Consider the following 16,434-nt stretch of genomic DNA (forward strand, 5'->3'; position numbering starts at 1 on the left):
TGTTCTGGGTGAGACACTATTTAGTGTACACAAAATTTCAAAATGTTTTATTTACAGAGCTTGACTAAACGTAGGAAGGAGTCTGGGACAGAGGTCTCAGGCTTTTTGTGTCCGCCGAACGAACCTGGCCGAAATAAGCGTCAAAAGGGAGTCAGCGAGGGTTAATAAGTCTTCTTGAATACGATAGTAAAAAAGCGCCGTAAATCCCTAATCGGGTTTACGGCGCTTTTTTACTGTAGGTATTTCTAAATCAGACTACTGAAGCAGACGCCAACAGGCGGTTAGTCTTCGGCGACCACTTGTGGCCCATCATGTTTAAGGTAAATCATTGCCAGCGGCAAAGTAGACGTCGTACCATTCTTGCTTGGTCAAGTTAACGTCGGCACCAGCCGCGCTATCCTTGATGTGATCCGGATTCATGGTTCCAAGCAAGACTTGTAAGTTGGCAGGGTGACGTAGAATCCAGGCCACGGCAATTCCGTTCTTGGAGACACCATACTTGTCAGCTAACTTTTGCAATTCGGCATTCAATTCAGGGTACTTCGGATCGTTGATAAACATGCCAGCGAAGAGGCCATATTGGAATGGTGACCATGCCTGAACCGTCACGTGCTTGCGACGCGCGTATTCCAACATCCCTAAGTCATTAGAGGTTGGCTTGTCGTCCATGTTGACGTGAAGACCAGCGGCAACCATACCGGCGTGAGCGGCACTAAATTGAAGTTGGTTAAACATTAACTTTTGGTCGACAGCCTCTTGTAACATTTCAAATTGTTGAACGTTAAAGTTGGAGACCCCAAAGTGACGAACCTTACCGGCTGCCTGTAAGGTATTGAAGGCATCAGCGATTTCTTCAGGTTCCATCAATGGATCTGGCCGGTGAAGCAGGAAAGCATCGAGGTAGTCGATCCCCATCCGTGACAAGATGCCATCAACGGCGTCGATCAGGTGCTGCTTCGAGAAGTCGTAGCGTTTACCGAAAACCAGATCGTCGTGGCTTCGTTCGGGGTCGACGATGATCCCACCCTTGGATTGGATGTAGAAATCGTCCCGGTTTAAACCGGAGGCTTTTAAAGCATCACCAAAGACTTCTTCAGACTTTCCATTAACATAAATATCTGCGGAGTCGATGTAGGTAATACCAGCATCATGAGCAGCCTCAAGCGCATTTACTGCGGCTGATTGATCGAGGACACCCATCCGCATGATCCCTAGGGCGACAGCGGAAGACTGCCAGTTTGTCCCACCTAAACGTAATTGTTTCATCAATAAAACTCCTTTATCAAACAGATTTACAAATCCACTAATAATTTTAACGCAAATCAGCCGATATTTCGCGTGAAAGCCCTTTATTCATTAAAAATGGTTGACTTTATTCCGAGAACCGTTATAGTTAATTACACAAGTAACTAACCAACACACGTAATCAAATCTATTTTAAAAGAGTAAGGGGATTTTAATCATGACAAGCAGTAACGCAGTGGTCGACGTACACGGCCTAGAAAAAACATATGGTAAAGCCAACGAACGGCAGTATCAGGCCTTGAAGGGGCTAAACTTTCAAGTTGCTTCCGGTGAATTTGTCGGGATCATGGGGGCTTCTGGTTCTGGGAAAACAACGCTACTAAACATGTTGTCAACATTAGACGTGCCAACCAAGGGTGACGTTATGGTGAATGGTCATGATGTAACGAAGATGCGAGGAAACCAGCTCGCAGATTTTCGGGCACAAGAAGTCGGCTTCATTTTTCAAGACTTTAATTTGTTAGAAAGTCTGACAGCCGAAGAAAATATTGGCTTACCATTGGCCCTGAAGGGAACTTCTTCTAAGATTATGGATCAGGCCATTCATGAAGTGGCGAACACGCTTTCGATTTCTGATCTTTTACAGAAATATCCATCCGAGTTATCCGGGGGTCAGAAGCAACGGGTAGCTGCGGCTAGAGCTATTGTGCATCATCCGTCAATTCTCATGGGGGACGAGCCTACGGGAGCTCTAGATTCCACGAGTGCTCGTGAGTTGTTAGATTTACTCACGACTATTAACCAAGAACAACACATGTCGGTTCTATTAGTCACACACGATCCGTTTTCCGCTAGCTTCTGTCAACGGATTCTCTTTATCAAGGATGGTTTGATCGGCTCAGAGATTCGACGTGGTGATCAGGACCGGAGTGCCTTTTACCAGCAAATCTTAAATGAGCTGGGCACGTTTAACGAGTAGGGGGAAAACGAATGTTAGGGAAATTAGCATTAGCCGGAATTAAGAATCGGCGTCGTGACTACCTGGTGCTTTTGGCCGGGCTAACCATGTCTGCGGCGATCTTCTATATGTTTGCGAACCTTGCTACCAATAAGGCCTTCGTTAAGGCCAATGGGGTAGTGGGACAGTCCATGCTTATCTTCGGTTTTGGGGCTGTTTTATTGGTTTTAATTACGATAGTCTACATTATGTATGCAAATAGTTTCTTACTTAGCATGCGGCAACACGATTATGGGCTCTTCATGATGTTGGGGGCCAAAAAACGGCGGATTGGTCAGTTGGTCTTTTTGGAAACGTTGATCTTGGGAACGGTGGCCACGGCCATCGGGATTGTCTTGGGATTGCTCATGAGCCGTTTCCTCGTTGGTTTTCTGCTGAATGCGCTGGGGTTACACTTGGCACATCTGGTGTCCTTCTATCTGCCAGCGGTTGTGGCAACCGCCGTGCTGTACGTTGGTTTGTTTATCGCAGCATCGCTATTTAACCTGGTTAAGTTGACGCGCACAACGGTTCTCAAGCTCTTGCATGCCGATGAAGAGGCGAACCAACCACAAATCAAACCCATTCGACAGATGATTGCTGGCATTGTGGGCCTTTTGTTACTGGCAGCAGGGTATTGGGCATTAGCGTCGATTAAATTGCTGCAGATAGCGGCGATTCCATTCGCCATCGTGACCATTACCTTGGGAACCTACCTGTTATTCCGTGCCACCCTGCTGACTATTATTCGGTGGTTACGTCAGACGAAGTGGGCGAAAACGCACCTTAACGGTTTCCTGATGGGACAACTGAACTTTCGGGTCTACAACTATACACGGATGTTAACGATCGTCTCCTTACTTTTTGCGATGGCGTTAGGTGCCATCACGGTGGGATCTGGCTATCATCGTCAATTACCACTCCTAGCCAACAACTTTGGTTCTTATACCGTAGCTATTCACAATAAGACGGCTAAGGAACAGCAGTTGATCGGTAAGCTGGACGTGGCTACTCAAGCCACCTACACGCAGAAGCGTCAAGGAAAGACGGTGTTTTACAATGCCGCCGAGTTCAAGCAACAGCCTTACGAATTCAATGAAGGGACCATGACCCCTAAGTATGAGAAGAAAACAGCGGCAGAAATGAAGCCGACTGACCTTAACAGCCTTGATTTTATTAGCATGGCCGTGATGGGACAGAATAATTTCTATACGCCTAAAATGCTCAAGGCTGCCAAGTTTGCTCGGCAGCCCGGGAAGACCGTTTCGGTGACGACAATTCGTGTCAAAGATATTGAGAAGGATCGGCCAACTTTGAAGAAGCTCAACCAGATAGAGCTGGCGCGCTTCCCACATGCCAGTGAATTAACTGTGGGGAACTATCAGTCCTACGAACTTATGTTAGCTTTCTTTGGAGGACTTGAATTCATGGGGTACTTCTTAGGAATTGCTTTCTTAGCGATGTTGGCATCTTGTTTGATGTTTAAGATCCTCTCCGGTGCACCTGGTGACAAGCGACGTTACCGGATGCTCTACAAGGTAGGGGTTCGACACAGCCTAATGCGCAACGGGATCGCAAAAGAAATTGGGATTTTATTCATGATTCCTGGTATCATGGGAGTAATCGACGTGTTGTTCGGTCTCCAAATGTTTAAGCCGTTGATGCCCAAGCCAATGAGTCCGTATCTCGGAATCGGTGGGACATTTGCCATTTTTATCGGGTTGTACGCGATTTACTATCTCGTCACGCTCGCTCTGTACTGGCAAATTGTGTTGCCTCAGGCCCCGGCCACGGCGGATCACAAGTGAGTTCATAAAGAATGTGGGAATGAAAATGAAATTTAATTTCGATAGTCCGGAACCCATCTACCTGCAAGTTGCAGAACAGGTGGAAGAGGCGATTTTTACCGGGATCTATCGGGCGGGGGAACAGGTGCCGTCCACGACTGAAATGTCCAAAGAATTTCATATTAACCCGGCAACGGTTTTAAAGGGAATTAACCGATTAGTAACGGCGGGTGTGATCGAAAAGCGTCGTGGTGTTGGGATGTTTGTCACCACGGACGCTGAAAAAACGATTCGTGAGAAACGTCGCGCAGAGTTCTATGATCGTTATGTCAGTCGTTTCACGAGTGAGGCCCGTAAGCTCAATTTGTCGGAAGATGAAGTGATCGCACTGATTAAGCGTGGGTATGAAGACTAAGTGGGTGGTCAAAGATGACGGTTTTCTGACACACCATGATCATAATTTAAAAGCAAGCGTTTAAGAGTCTGGGACAAAACACCTAGACTCTTTTATGTTGCGGGCGGTTATCATCTATGAAATACGTAGGGCAAGGAGAGGCAACACTATTCTCGGAGGCCTAAAAGTCGTTATGATTTACATTGGGAGGAGTTCCTCGTATAGTAGATTGTGTACAATCGATTAGAATGATTACTTACGAAAGAGGGAACGGTTTATGTTTATTACAATTAAAGATGCCGCTAAAACTTACCTGACGGACCACGTTAAACCTGGCATGACACTATTGTTGACAACAGATGACGGGTCCAATCGATATTCGACGGTTGGTGGCACTTGCGCCATCGGTGATAAATTCCAGTTTGTTGCCTTAGCCGGAGGTGATTCTGCATACCCGTTAATCGTTGACAATGAGGCTGGTCTGAACATTCGAACCAATGCGGATACAGCCTTGTATTTGGGGAATGGTTTAATTCTGGATCGCGTTTTTAATCAGCTAGCATTGCGTGACGATACAGGTATCTTGGACAGTGCGGTAGGCTTAATAACCTATACGGCACAAGAGAAGTCTGACCTGGATTTGAAGCGGGAGATGCAGACACTAGGTACTCGAATCTGCTAAGAAATTGGTGAAGCCCGGACAAATGTCCGGGCTTTTTTTATTTTCAGCGGTTGAGGCCGGAAGACTCCCTCTCAGTTTTGAGGACCTGTCTGGACACTGTTGCGAATAGGCTGACAATACGCGTATAATTTAATGATGTAAATGTTGTGGGAGGGGATTTTTTGAAAAGGAATAGTAAATTTTGGAGATTAATTGTTGGGATAATTAGTTTAGCGCTGGTTTTAATTGTCAGCCAAATTGCGTCACCGGCTAAAGCGGCGACACACCACAATGGGGCAGACTTTACCACGTCAGCGAGTGTCACGAACGGTCCGGATTTTACACACAAAGATACGATTGATATTCAATATAAGTTGGATTTTGGAGCGACGCCCATTAATGCTGGCGATACGATTACATTGGACTTCCCAGAGAACCTAAAGGGAAAGCGACCAGGTGACACATTTAAAGTCTATGATGAAACTGGTGTTGAGATTGGGGAAGCCGTTGTTTCTGATACGGGAGTTGTCATCACGATGAATGACAAACTCGAGGGAAAGACTAATGATAAGTTGATTCTGAACCTCTCCACCAAGTATCGTTACGAGGATAATGGGGAAAAGGATGTTGTCTTCCCACTTGAGAACAATGGGAGTAGTACCTCGCAAATTAACATGGTTGCAGATGAAGCCAATCTGTCTAAGAAGGGTGTTATTCAAGATGATGGCACCATCAAATGGACGATTTTGGTTGACCGTAACGAAGTTGATTTGGAAAATTTGAAGATTAGTGACACCATTGGTCCCAATCAAGAGCTGATTCCGGGCGTGACTGTCAGCAATGGGGAATGGTCTACTAAGACCAGTTACAAGCGAAAGAAGCCTGCTTTGGTAGAAGGCACTGACTATGATGTGACCTACAAGGATAAGGGTTTTGATATGGTCTTTAATGATACCGTCGATCATCTGATCGTCATTGACTATTACACCAAGGTGACGGATCCGTCATTGATTCATTCCGGCTATAAGTTTAAAAACAATGCCATCATGACTTGGGGTGGTGGTACTTCTGGTTCTAAGAACTCTGAAGAAGCAAATGGAAAGGTTTCTTCTTCTACTGGAAACAGTGGTTCCGGTAGTGGGGACAATGGTACCGATGAAGTTGAAACTGACGAAGAGGACCCGGATGAAGACACTGGGACTGGGACAACAGACGTTGATGATGGTTTCGTGGAAGATAAAATTCCATCAACGGATAAGAATAAGAAAAAGAAAACACCTAGCAAAAAGGTCACGGCCAAGACAGCTAAGAAGGCTGCCGCTAAGGTAACGACTACCCAGACACCGGGTAAGACGACCAGCAAAACGAACGCTAAATTACCACAGACAAACGATAACACTGGGTGGTTCATAACCATTGCTGGATTCTTAACTCTATTTTCACTGAGTGCTGTTTTACGGCGTCATTTTTAACGATTAGAGCTGTTTTTTACCAAAGGCCTGAGCAAAGTTGCTTGGGCCTTTAGTCTAGAATGATTATTAAGTGGAAAAAATCACAAGCTCTGTTATACTCAGGATAGTCAGAGCGGTTGAGGAGGATGAGTGGGATGAAACACTTACGACAATATAAAGAGTTTTGGGCAGTAATTATATTGGGCGTCATTGCTGTGTGGCTGCAGTTCGGCCTGCAGCGGGGAAATCTGGCACAGATCATTATCACGGTGCTGGGCTTATTGTTGGCCTTCTTAATGTTTGTGGAAATGGTTCAAACCCTGCGTTCTGGAAAGTTTGGGATCGACTTGTTGGCGATTACCGCGGTCCTGGCGACCCTAGCTGTCGGTGAGTATTGGGCGGCCCTGATTGTGCTTTTGATGCTGACTGGTGGGGATGCATTGGAAGACTTTGCCGCGCGCAAAGCCAATAGTGAACTTCAGGACTTGTTGAACAATTCACCTCAGACTGCACACCGATCCGTGGGTGAGTCGTGGGAAGACGTGGCTGTCGGTGAAATTACCGTGGGTGACCGCCTCCTGGTAAAACCTGGTGAAGTCATGCCAGTTGATGGAACGCTACTGACAGGTCCGACGTCGGTCAACGAGTCCTCACTGACCGGAGAAGCCCGGCCAGTCGACAAGCAGGTTGGGATGACCGTCATGTCTGGGAGCTTGAATGGGGAGGCCGCCGTGGAACTCCGGGCCGACCAGACCGCAGACAACAGTCAATATCAAAACATTGTGCGACTAGTCAAACAGGCTGAGGAACGGCCAGCTAAGTTCGTTCGGTTAGCCGACCGGTATGCAGTGCCCTTTACCTTATTAGCATATGTGATTGCGGGAATCGCTTGGGCAGTGTCCAAAGATCCCGTGCGGTTCGCAGAAGTCTTGGTTGTAGCTTCACCTTGTCCTTTGATTTTGGCGGCACCGATTGCCCTGATCTCGGGGATGAGTCGGGCCAGTCGAAACGGGATTATCGTGAAGACTGGGACAACTTTAGAAAAATTAGCAAAAGTTAAAACCGTCGCGTTCGATAAGACTGGGACGATTACTCAAGGGCGTCTCGTGGTGGACCGTGTGGTACCAGTCACGGCGCTGACGGATGACCGGCTTCTACAGCTTGCAGCCAGTGCAGAACAACACTCAGGTCACGTGTTGGCGCAGTCTTTGGTAGCAGCGAACAAGGCACCATTGCTGACCGCCAGTGATGTCAATGAAACCACAGCTCAAGGGGTTCATGCGATGATTGATGGGCAAGAGGTCCGAGTCGGTAAGTTAGGCTTCGTCACCGACGATCAGGTTGAACAACCGGATCAAACGGCGGTTTACGTGGCCATTGCCGGTATTTATCAAGGCTACGTCAGCTTTACCGACCGGGTTCGACCAGAGGCTAAGGAGACGATGCACGCTTTACGCCAGGCAGGGGTAGAACACCTCCTCATGATTTCCGGAGATCGGCGTCCGATTGCGGCAACGATTGCCAAAGAAGTTGGGATTGATCAGATCCATGCAGAATGTCTGCCCGCGGATAAGATTAAGGTATTGGCGGATCTTTCCGGTGATCAAAGACCAGTCGCCATGGTCGGAGATGGGATTAATGATGCACCATCGTTGGCAACGGCCGATGTCGGCATTGCGATGGGTGCTCACGGGGCCACAGCGGCCAGTGAGTCTGCCGATGCCGTCGTGCTTAAGGATGATTTGACCCGGGTCAGTGTGGCCAGAAAGATTGCTCAGGATACGATGCGTGTTGCTAAACAAGCCGTATTGATAGGGATTTTTATCTGTACTGGATTGATGTTGATTGCCAGCTTCGGGGTGATTCCAGCGATTATTGGGGCAGTCTTCCAAGAAGTTGTTGATACCGTTACAATTCTCTATGCACTACGAGCCCGGGTGGACCGCTAATTGCGAGTCGACAAGAACGTTACTTTTCTAAGCTATGGGGATTGCGGTATGATAAGTGTGTAAGTGGTCTCAATTAAATTGAAGAGGAGCCTGAAAGATGACAAAATCAATCTACACCGATTATTTCTTTGATGAACCGGCTTATAATACGCATGATGGTGGTTATGTTCCGTTAGAAGAACCCACTATACCTGAACAACCCTTGCGGATTCCGCCCTTATTGAAACCAGATAAGGAGACCGCAACGGATACTTACTACACGGTTGAAGCTCAGGCGGGAGAAACCCAACTATTACCAGGTAAGAAGACCAAGACCTGGGGCTACAACGGTAGCTTATTAGGTCAAACGGTGGTGTTTGCTAAGGGCAAGACCATGCACATTGATCTGAAGAATAGTTTGCCTGAGTTGACGACTTTCCACTGGCATGGATTGAACGTTCCCGGACCTTACACGGATGGTGGCTGTCATGCCCCTGTTTATCCGGGAAAGACCCGGCACATTGATTTCAAAGTCGATCAACCTGCAGCGACCCTGTGGCTACATGCTCATCCATGTCCATCAACGGCTGAACAAGTCTGGCATGGACTCGCGGGACTAGCTTTGGTTACCGACGAGGTTGAAGCCAAGTTGCCATTTCCACGCAACTACGGCGTGGATGACATTCCACTAGTCTTACAAGACCGGCGGTTCCACGAGGATAATCAGTGGGATTATGACGCTGACTACGATCCCGATGGGGTTCAAGGACCGACGGCAATGATTAATGGGACTATCAATCCTTACTTTGACGTCACGACACAGCGGCTTCGTCTGCGAATCTTGGATGGGGCCAATCGACGTGAGTGGCGGCTTCACTTTAGTGACGATCTGCCATTTACGCAGGTCGCTTCCGACGGGGGGGTCATGCCAAGTCCAGTGACGTTCACGCATTTGATGTTAACTTGTGCTGAACGTGCTGAAATTATCGTTGACTTTGGGAAAATTCAACCTGGGAAGACGGTAACACTTTATTCGGATGACGTGCCATTAGTTCATTTTCGAGTGCATGATTTTGCCGCAGATGATGTCACATTGCCAGACCACTTGGTAGATATTCCAGACCCAGAGGTTACGGCTGATACGCCAGTCCGGAAGGTCGTCATGTCTGGGATGGATGAAGCAGTTATGATGGATGGCAAGAAATTCGAGATGCAACGCATTGATGCTCGCCAAAAGGTGGGCAATGTTGAGTTGTGGGATATTACGAATACAAATGATATGGACGGTGGGATGGTTCATCCATTCCACATGCACGGGACCCAGTTCAGAGTCTTATCCAGAAATGGTCACGAACCATACGCCAATGAACATGGGTTAAAGGACACGGTTGGTGTCAATCCAGGTGAAACGGTCCGTATCAAGGTCTGGTTTGACCACACTGGGGTTTACATGTATCACTGCCATATCATTGAACACGAAGATGGCGGTATGATGGCCCAAATCGAAGCCTATGATCCCGATAATCCCAAGACTTATAAGTTGATGGATATGGAGACGTTAATGAAGGCAATCGCTGAAGAACGTGGGATCGACGTTAAGGATCTCCATTTGGCTGGGATGAGTTCCTATGAGAAGATGGGAATGAAGATGTAAGCGTGCGAAGCAAGTCGTTTAGACTCTGAGCATTAGAGAAGCAAGGGCTTCTGGTCGACAAGGTCGGTCAGGAGCCCTTGCTTTTGCTAACCCCACTCATTCAGCAGCGAATAATGGACGGGCAACCATACGAATACAAAAAAGGAACCCACGACAAGTTGTCGTTGATTCCTGAAATTTTCTGAACTGATAGTGTCGAAACGGGCAACAACAGGTCACTGAGAACGACGCGCCATTACTTTATTGGCCATGCTTCTTTCCACGTAACACGTGGTCCACGTGCGCCAGGGTTTCATTGATGATATCCAGAATATGCGGATCATCAAGTTGATAGAAGTTTTGTTTGCCTACCCGACGAGAGGTCACGAGTTGTTCCTTCTTCAGGAGTGCAAGCTGGTGGGAGACAATGGATTGTTCGACAGCTAACAGATTGCTGAGATCGCTAACGTTGAGTTCCTTTTGCTCTAAGAGGTAAAGGATTTGTAACCGTGTGGTGTTGCTCAGGAGCTTGAAGATATCCTGAGAGGCATCAAGTGCGGGTTCTTGGATTAAATGGACGTTCTGAGCGGTTGCCGACATGAAAAAGCTTGCTCCTTTCATATGATCATGGTAACATATGTTATGGATAACATATGTTGGGAGATGCGTCATGCTAAAAACAATTTTAACGGGAGTCACAGCGTACATTTCAACCGGACTCGACTACTTAATTATTCTAATGGTAATCTTTGGCCGCGTAAAGCATGAAGACCGTTGGTTAGTCTTAATTGGTGACTTTTTAGGAACTATTGTGTTGGTTGGCAGCTCACTCGCCATCGCGTTCTTCTTGGGATTTGTACCAGCACCGTGGTTATTAGGCTTGTTAGGGTTAATTCCAATCTTTCTGGGACTCAAGCTGTGGGTTGCGGGGGATGATGACGATACCGATGCGATTGCGGCTAAAGTTTCGGATCCGAAACGCCTAATTGGCAGTGTTGCGCTAATCACTATGGCGACCTGTGGGGCGGATAATGTTGGGATCTACGTGCCATTATTTACCACGGTGGCTCCGCGTGCGATTCCGCTGATTCTCCTGACGTTTGTCGTCATGGTCGTGATTTTCTGGGAAATTGGTTATCGACTGGCGTGCCTACCTCGAGTAGCGACTATTCTAGAAAAAGAAGGGCGCTATATTACCGTAGCCGTCTATATCCTAATTGGACTGTATATTTTATGGGATAGCGGAACGGTGATCCACTTACTTCACTTATTAGCGTAAATTAAAAATGCGATCGGGAGCTTATCCTGATCGCATTTTTGAATTTAAAAGAATAATTTACTAGCAATCGTGACCCCAGTCAGGAGAACAACTGAGGATAAGGTAGCGGCGAGAAAGACGTTGCCACCGCGTTGGAAAATGACGCGGAAGTTTACGCTCATTCCCAGAGCGGCCATGGCCATTCCCAGGAAGACGTAAGCTAACTTGACTAGACCAGCTAGCGTAGCGGCACTTAGCGGTAACCAGGTTCCGAGAATGCTGGTCAATAGGAAACCAGCCATGAACCAAGGAATTGGCAGTTTGGTGTGTTCAGCGGTAGCGGTTGTGGTCGTTTGTTTTTGGTACCACCAGCCGATGATGAGGGCTGCCGGTGCGAGTAACAGGACTCGGGAAAGTTTAGTAATGATGGCAGTGTCTAGACTAACCGGACCACCAGCACTTCCGGCGGCTACGGCATGGGCAATCTCGTGGAGTGATCCTCCAGTCATGACCCCAAATTGAACAGCAGTCAAATGAAGTAAGGGTTTTAAGCCAATTTCAATCAATGTAAACACGGTTCCCAGGATCGCCACGATCGCCACGGCCAGAACCTCATTCTCTCGTTGACGTTCGGCCTTGTCTCGGCTGACCTTGATCTGGGGTGAGACGCCCATGACAGCGGCGGCTCCACAGATACTGGTCCCGGTAGCCGTGAGAATTGCCAGTTCGCGGTCAACGCCGAGTTTACGACTGAGGTTGTAAGTCAGAAAGACCATTCCAGTGACGACGACAGCGGCCAAGGCAATGGTCTTGATACCGGCCTGTGCCAATTGAATCAGGTTTAATTTAAACCCTAAGAGAATAATACCTAAACGTAGAAATTTGTTGCTGATAAAGCCAATGCCATCCCGACTGACGGCGATGGTGCGGGGACTCAGCTGGCATAGCATGCCAAGCAAGAGAGCGAGCACGAGGGCACCCACCAGGTTTAAGTAAGGGAGTTGGGCGAGTTCACTGCCTAAAACAGCACAGATGAGTGTTGCGCCGGCCGCGAACCAGAAGCTGCGGGTGCTAAGGGTTGTATGAATATCCAAGATGTTCTCCTCCTCAAAAATGATAAGTCTTAGTTTACCGGAAACTCATCATAAGTTAAAATTGGAATGAATAATAACGTTATAAGTATAGGTTATACAAGGAGAGGAAGTTAGGCATGATCGACAATCGCTATCAAACTTTTTTAGTGCTGGCAACCACTCAGTCTTACACACAAACGGCCCAGCAACTCTACATCACCCAACCTGCTGTTTCGCAACAGATCAAAAGCTTAGAGGCGGAATTGGGAGTGTCGCTTGTCACTTATCAGCGGCCGCATTTAACGATCACCCCGGCAGGACGGGAGTTGGCCGACTTGGTACAGCGCGTTCAGGTTCAAACGGATAAGGTGATCGATCACCTCAATCACCCGCGGACGCCAAAGCGTCTAACCTTCAGTACCACGCTGTCCCTCAGTGAATTTCTGGCGCCACAATTGATCGGACACCTTCAACAAGCTGGCATCTATCAGGAGATTACTTGCCGCGTAACGAATACTCAGGCCGCCTTGGCCGCGTTGACCACAGGAACGAGTGACTTTGCGTTGATTGAAGGTAATTTTGATAAGAATCAATATGATTATCAGGTCGTTCGCCAGGAACCCTTTGTTGGCGTGGTAGCAGCTGACCATCCCTTAGCGGCGCTACCCGCGGTTAGCTGGAGTGATCTTCTCAATTATCCTTTGATCGTACGGGAGACGGGGTCCGGCAGTCGCGAAATTCTCCTGCATCTAGCGGGAGCAGCCAATGTGTCACTTACCGAATTTTCACAAATTGTTACCGTTAATAATCCCACGGCTATCCGGGAGTTGGTGGCGCAGGGGAGTGGCATCAGTTTCGTATACCGCTCGGTGGTAGCTACAGCCGTTGCTCGCGGAGTTCTTCACGTGTTGCCACTAGAAGCAGGGCACCTCAGACATGACCTGGATCTGGTTTATCCTCGCGACAGCTATTTGGCTGATGATTGCCGGAATTGGGGAGAGTGGTTACGAAAATAATAGGAGTAGCGGCTTAGCGGCCACTTAAAAGTTCATATTGCCGAAACGTGCGATGCCGGCAAACTCTCTTTTTTTGCTCACTTGCTGAGCAGATGATTAGACAAACACCGTCAAATATTGATATAGTAATACTATTGTCGTCAAAAATCAGAGAAGGGGTGAGCCACCGTGACGAAAAAAACGAAACGGGCCATTTTTATCTTAATTTTTAGTGAATTCCTAGTCTGTCTGGGAATTAGTTTAGTCATTCCGGTCATGCCATTTATCAAGAATGAATTGCATTTGACCGCCACCGATATGGGAATTATGAATTCCCTCTTTGCTTTTGCCCAATTCGTGGCTTCGCCAATCATTGGGCGGCTCTCCGATCGCATCGGACGGAAGCCAGTACTGACCGCTGGACTCCTGATGTTTATGGTGTCCGAAGTGCTGTTTGCCTTGACCAACCGATTAATGGTCTTTAACATTTCGCGATTAATCGGTGGGTTATCCGCTGCCATGGTGGTTCCGACCGCGATGGCTTTGGCTGCCGATATTACGACGAAGCATCAACGAGCCAGAGTTATTGGCTGGTTGTCCGCCGCCTTTAGCGGGGGACTGATCCTGGGTCCCGGTATTGGGGGGATTTTGGCCGGTATTAGTTACAAAACCCCATTCTGGGCCGCCGGTGCATTGGGCTTAATCAGTGCAATTGTCCTGATCAGCCTGTTGCCGAGCGATGCTGAAACCAAGAAGACGATGGCCAAGATTGATGATCCAATTGCAGAACCTTCGGCCCATCCAATGAGCCGAGCTTTCTGGACGGTTCCCATCATCATTCTCTTTACCATGATTCTGGTTTCTTCATTTGGTCTGCAAGGGTTTGAAAGTATCTATAGTATCTACGTCAATGAAGTGTTCCACTTTAGCCTAAGCAACATCGCTTTAGTGTTGACCCTTAATGGCTTAATCTCATTATTCTTGCAAGTTGCGATGTTTGATACACTGGTTAGTCGGTGGGGTGAACGGCGAGTCATTCGGGTCTGCTTCTTCCTGGCCGCCATCTGTGTCGTTTGGATTACCCAGGCTCACGGAAAGATTGCCGTCATGATTGCGACGTTGATCATCTTCTCCTCATTTGATTTACTTCGTCCAGCCATTACGACACTGTTAACTAAAGCCAGCGAATCCAACCAAGGCTTAATTAATGGTTTGAACATGTCACTCACGAGTATCGGGAACATTGTCGGCCCTATCATGTCGGGGATGTTACTAGACATGAACCCCCACTACCCATATCTGGTCGTGGCGGGCTTCCTCATCGTTTCTTACTTGATGGCGTTCCTGTTGAAACGTCCTGAAGCGATGCAATCGGTAGAATAGAAAAAGCGTGAAAAAGGCGTTTAGCCAGCGAGCTTTATCAGTGTTAAGCAGAACTGACTGGTGCGCCACCATACCAACACTATCAGAGCCTGGAGGGCCAACCTCCGGGCTCTTTTTTATCTGACAAATACAGGTCGTCTAAGTGAAGGCAACCAGGTCTTTAACCTCAGATCACCGGACTTGTCTGTTAGCAACTGTCCCCGAAACAAAAAGCAGCTAGCAAAGCTAGCTGCCTCCCCCAAAGCCTCCGATTGGCCATGGCCTATTCTGTTGGAACAACCGCATCGTCAGCTTCCTCCCCAAGAAAGCTAGTGAATTGGCAATAGTTGGTTGGTGTCAGTCATGTTGTCTCTCCCCAAAGAGACAACGTGTGGTCATGAACCGGGATGGCGTTAGCTGTTGCGTTACGGCACGAACAAACTAAACGGTCGATGGTGTTCCGCGTTACCCCCCAGCAGCGTAGAAACAACCTGAAGCGGCAAACAAACCATTGTAAGAGCCTAGATGAGTCTCGTTGGAAGAACTCATCAGGCATCAAATGATTTGTATCCATCCGGATGTTACAAGTACATTATATGGGGGATTATGGATTTGGTGAATCCCGCAATTTAAGGAGTAGGTTACTAATTTTAACCTAGTTGGTCCTGTACGTGTTATGCTAATACTAAGCGTAATTGAGAAGATTGGTCTAGTTGAATGGGGACGTCAGTAATGGTGGCGTCGGTTTAAATTTGAAAGGGAGGAATCACCATGCCACAGCCGTATCACGAACGACTGAATTATACGATGGCACTGCCGCTGAGAGTTATCGATCACGGCACTTGTGGACCCAAAATGGTTCTACCGCACTGGCACAATTCTGTCGAGTTGGCTTATGCCTATCGAGGCAAGCCGGGCACGGTTCACATTGGGAACTCGACGTTTGAGATGCAAGATCACCACCTTTACGTGATCAATTCGGAAGTGGTACACAGTTACGAGACCTATCTAGACGAAGATAATCAAATTGTGACCCTTCTCTTACCCGCAGCATGGTTACGCAATGTGGTTGAAGACGAACAACTGCCGATTTGGGGACCGCTGGACCTGGATCTGAGAACAGACCCATACCGTGATTTGGGACGTGCAGTGGACACGCTAGCTACCAATGCCGTGACGGAGCCCGATCAACGGGCAGACTATCTCGCGAGTCTAGGTGCGGAATATCAATTGGTGGGTCAATTGTTAAAGCATTTGCAGGTTAATGGACAGGTTAACAATGACCAGCTGCCATTGCCGAAGCCCCTCCGACAGGCCGTTACCGAGATCCAGGAACAGTATGGCACGGCCTTTTCGATTGCGGCCTTGGCGGAACGACTGAACTATTCGAGCGTTTACTTCTCTCGGTTTTTCAAAGAGTACATGGGCGTGGCCCCTAAAGCTTATCTGGGTCAAATTCGCTTGGAACGGGCCACGGAACTTCTAATGACCTCTCAGGACTCGATTCAAACGATTGCGACCAAGACGGGCTTTCGGACGGAAAAGAACTTCTTTGTGACGTTCAAGCAGCACTTCCAAATGACGCCAATGACTTATCGTGAACGTTATGCTGCACAACGAGCCTGGTCGTAGCGTAACCATTGCTTGTAT

General features: G+C 47.8%; 14 protein-coding genes. 11 read left to right on the forward strand and 3 right to left on the reverse strand.

From position 1 onward, the window contains the following. Positions 1 to 315 precede the first annotated feature (315 nt). The gene (locus EKM71_RS09870; protein WP_125574449.1) at positions 316 to 1,266 is read right to left on the reverse strand and encodes an aldo/keto reductase; all 951 of its coding nucleotides are present in this window, start codon (positions 1,264 to 1,266) and stop codon (positions 316 to 318) included. 196 nt (positions 1,267 to 1,462) lie between these two features. Between EKM71_RS09870 and EKM71_RS09875 the strand changes: the two genes are divergently transcribed. From EKM71_RS09875 to EKM71_RS09905, 7 genes are all read left to right on the forward strand, one after another. Beyond that, positions 1,463 to 2,224, forward strand: a complete 762-nt coding sequence (locus EKM71_RS09875; protein ID WP_125574450.1) for an ABC transporter ATP-binding protein — start codon at positions 1,463 to 1,465, stop codon at positions 2,222 to 2,224. A gap of 11 nt (positions 2,225 to 2,235) precedes the next feature. After that, the gene (locus EKM71_RS09880; RefSeq protein ID WP_125574451.1) at positions 2,236 to 4,050 is read left to right on the forward strand and encodes an FtsX-like permease family protein; all 1,815 of its coding nucleotides are present in this window, start codon (positions 2,236 to 2,238) and stop codon (positions 4,048 to 4,050) included. Between the two features lie 25 nt (positions 4,051 to 4,075). Then, positions 4,076 to 4,444 (forward strand): GntR family transcriptional regulator, encoded by a 369-nt coding sequence (locus EKM71_RS09885; protein WP_125574452.1) that lies wholly within the window; start codon positions 4,076 to 4,078, stop codon positions 4,442 to 4,444. Between the two features lie 256 nt (positions 4,445 to 4,700). Further along, a complete protein-coding gene (locus tag EKM71_RS09890; protein ID WP_125574453.1) occupies positions 4,701 to 5,105 on the forward strand; it encodes an iron-sulfur cluster biosynthesis family protein in 405 nt (134 codons plus the stop codon). A 161-nt stretch (positions 5,106 to 5,266) separates the two neighbouring features. Then, on the forward strand, positions 5,267 to 6,556 hold the full coding sequence (locus EKM71_RS09895) for a collagen binding domain-containing protein (protein ID WP_125574454.1): 1,290 nt from the start codon (positions 5,267 to 5,269) through the stop codon (positions 6,554 to 6,556). 134 nt (positions 6,557 to 6,690) lie between these two features. Further along, on the forward strand, positions 6,691 to 8,484 hold the full coding sequence (locus EKM71_RS09900) for a heavy metal translocating P-type ATPase (protein ID WP_125574455.1): 1,794 nt from the start codon (positions 6,691 to 6,693) through the stop codon (positions 8,482 to 8,484). Positions 8,485 to 8,581: 97 nt separating this feature from the next. Continuing rightward, positions 8,582 to 10,117 carry a multicopper oxidase family protein gene (locus tag EKM71_RS09905; RefSeq protein WP_125574456.1) on the forward strand — a complete coding sequence of 512 codons (1,536 nt, stop codon included), beginning with the start codon at positions 8,582 to 8,584 and terminating at the stop codon, positions 10,115 to 10,117. 240 nt (positions 10,118 to 10,357) lie between these two features. On the opposite strand, the gene EKM71_RS09910 is transcribed toward EKM71_RS09905, so the two are convergent. Continuing rightward, positions 10,358 to 10,696 carry an ArsR/SmtB family transcription factor gene (locus tag EKM71_RS09910; protein ID WP_125574457.1) on the reverse strand — a complete coding sequence of 113 codons (339 nt, stop codon included), beginning with the start codon at positions 10,694 to 10,696 and terminating at the stop codon, positions 10,358 to 10,360. Between the two features lie 70 nt (positions 10,697 to 10,766). Between EKM71_RS09910 and EKM71_RS09915 the strand changes: the two genes are divergently transcribed. Then, complete coding sequence (locus EKM71_RS09915) at positions 10,767 to 11,375, forward strand: cadmium resistance transporter (RefSeq protein ID WP_125574458.1); 609 nt, start codon at positions 10,767 to 10,769, stop codon at positions 11,373 to 11,375. A gap of 44 nt (positions 11,376 to 11,419) precedes the next feature. Here EKM71_RS09915 and EKM71_RS09920 read toward each other — a convergent pair whose 3' ends face one another. Further along, positions 11,420 to 12,448, reverse strand: coding sequence for a YeiH family protein (locus tag EKM71_RS09920; RefSeq protein ID WP_125574459.1), 1,029 nt, complete (start codon positions 12,446 to 12,448; stop codon positions 11,420 to 11,422). Between the two features lie 116 nt (positions 12,449 to 12,564). Here EKM71_RS09920 and EKM71_RS09925 point away from each other — a divergent pair, with 116 nt between their 5' ends. The 3 genes from EKM71_RS09925 (at position 12,565) to EKM71_RS09935 (ending at position 16,416) form a co-directional block, all read left to right on the forward strand. Then, the gene (locus tag EKM71_RS09925; RefSeq protein ID WP_125574460.1) at positions 12,565 to 13,443 is read left to right on the forward strand and encodes a LysR family transcriptional regulator; all 879 of its coding nucleotides are present in this window, start codon (positions 12,565 to 12,567) and stop codon (positions 13,441 to 13,443) included. Between the two features lie 168 nt (positions 13,444 to 13,611). Further along, a complete protein-coding gene (locus EKM71_RS09930) occupies positions 13,612 to 14,805 on the forward strand; it encodes an MFS transporter (protein WP_125574461.1) in 1,194 nt (397 codons plus the stop codon). Between the two features lie 750 nt (positions 14,806 to 15,555). Then, on the forward strand, positions 15,556 to 16,416 hold the full coding sequence (locus EKM71_RS09935; RefSeq protein WP_125574462.1) for an AraC family transcriptional regulator: 861 nt from the start codon (positions 15,556 to 15,558) through the stop codon (positions 16,414 to 16,416). Positions 16,417 to 16,434: the final 18 nt, after the last annotated feature.

Source organism: Levilactobacillus huananensis, assembly GCF_003946145.1.
GTDB classification, from domain to species: domain Bacteria; phylum Bacillota; class Bacilli; order Lactobacillales; family Lactobacillaceae; genus Levilactobacillus; species Levilactobacillus huananensis.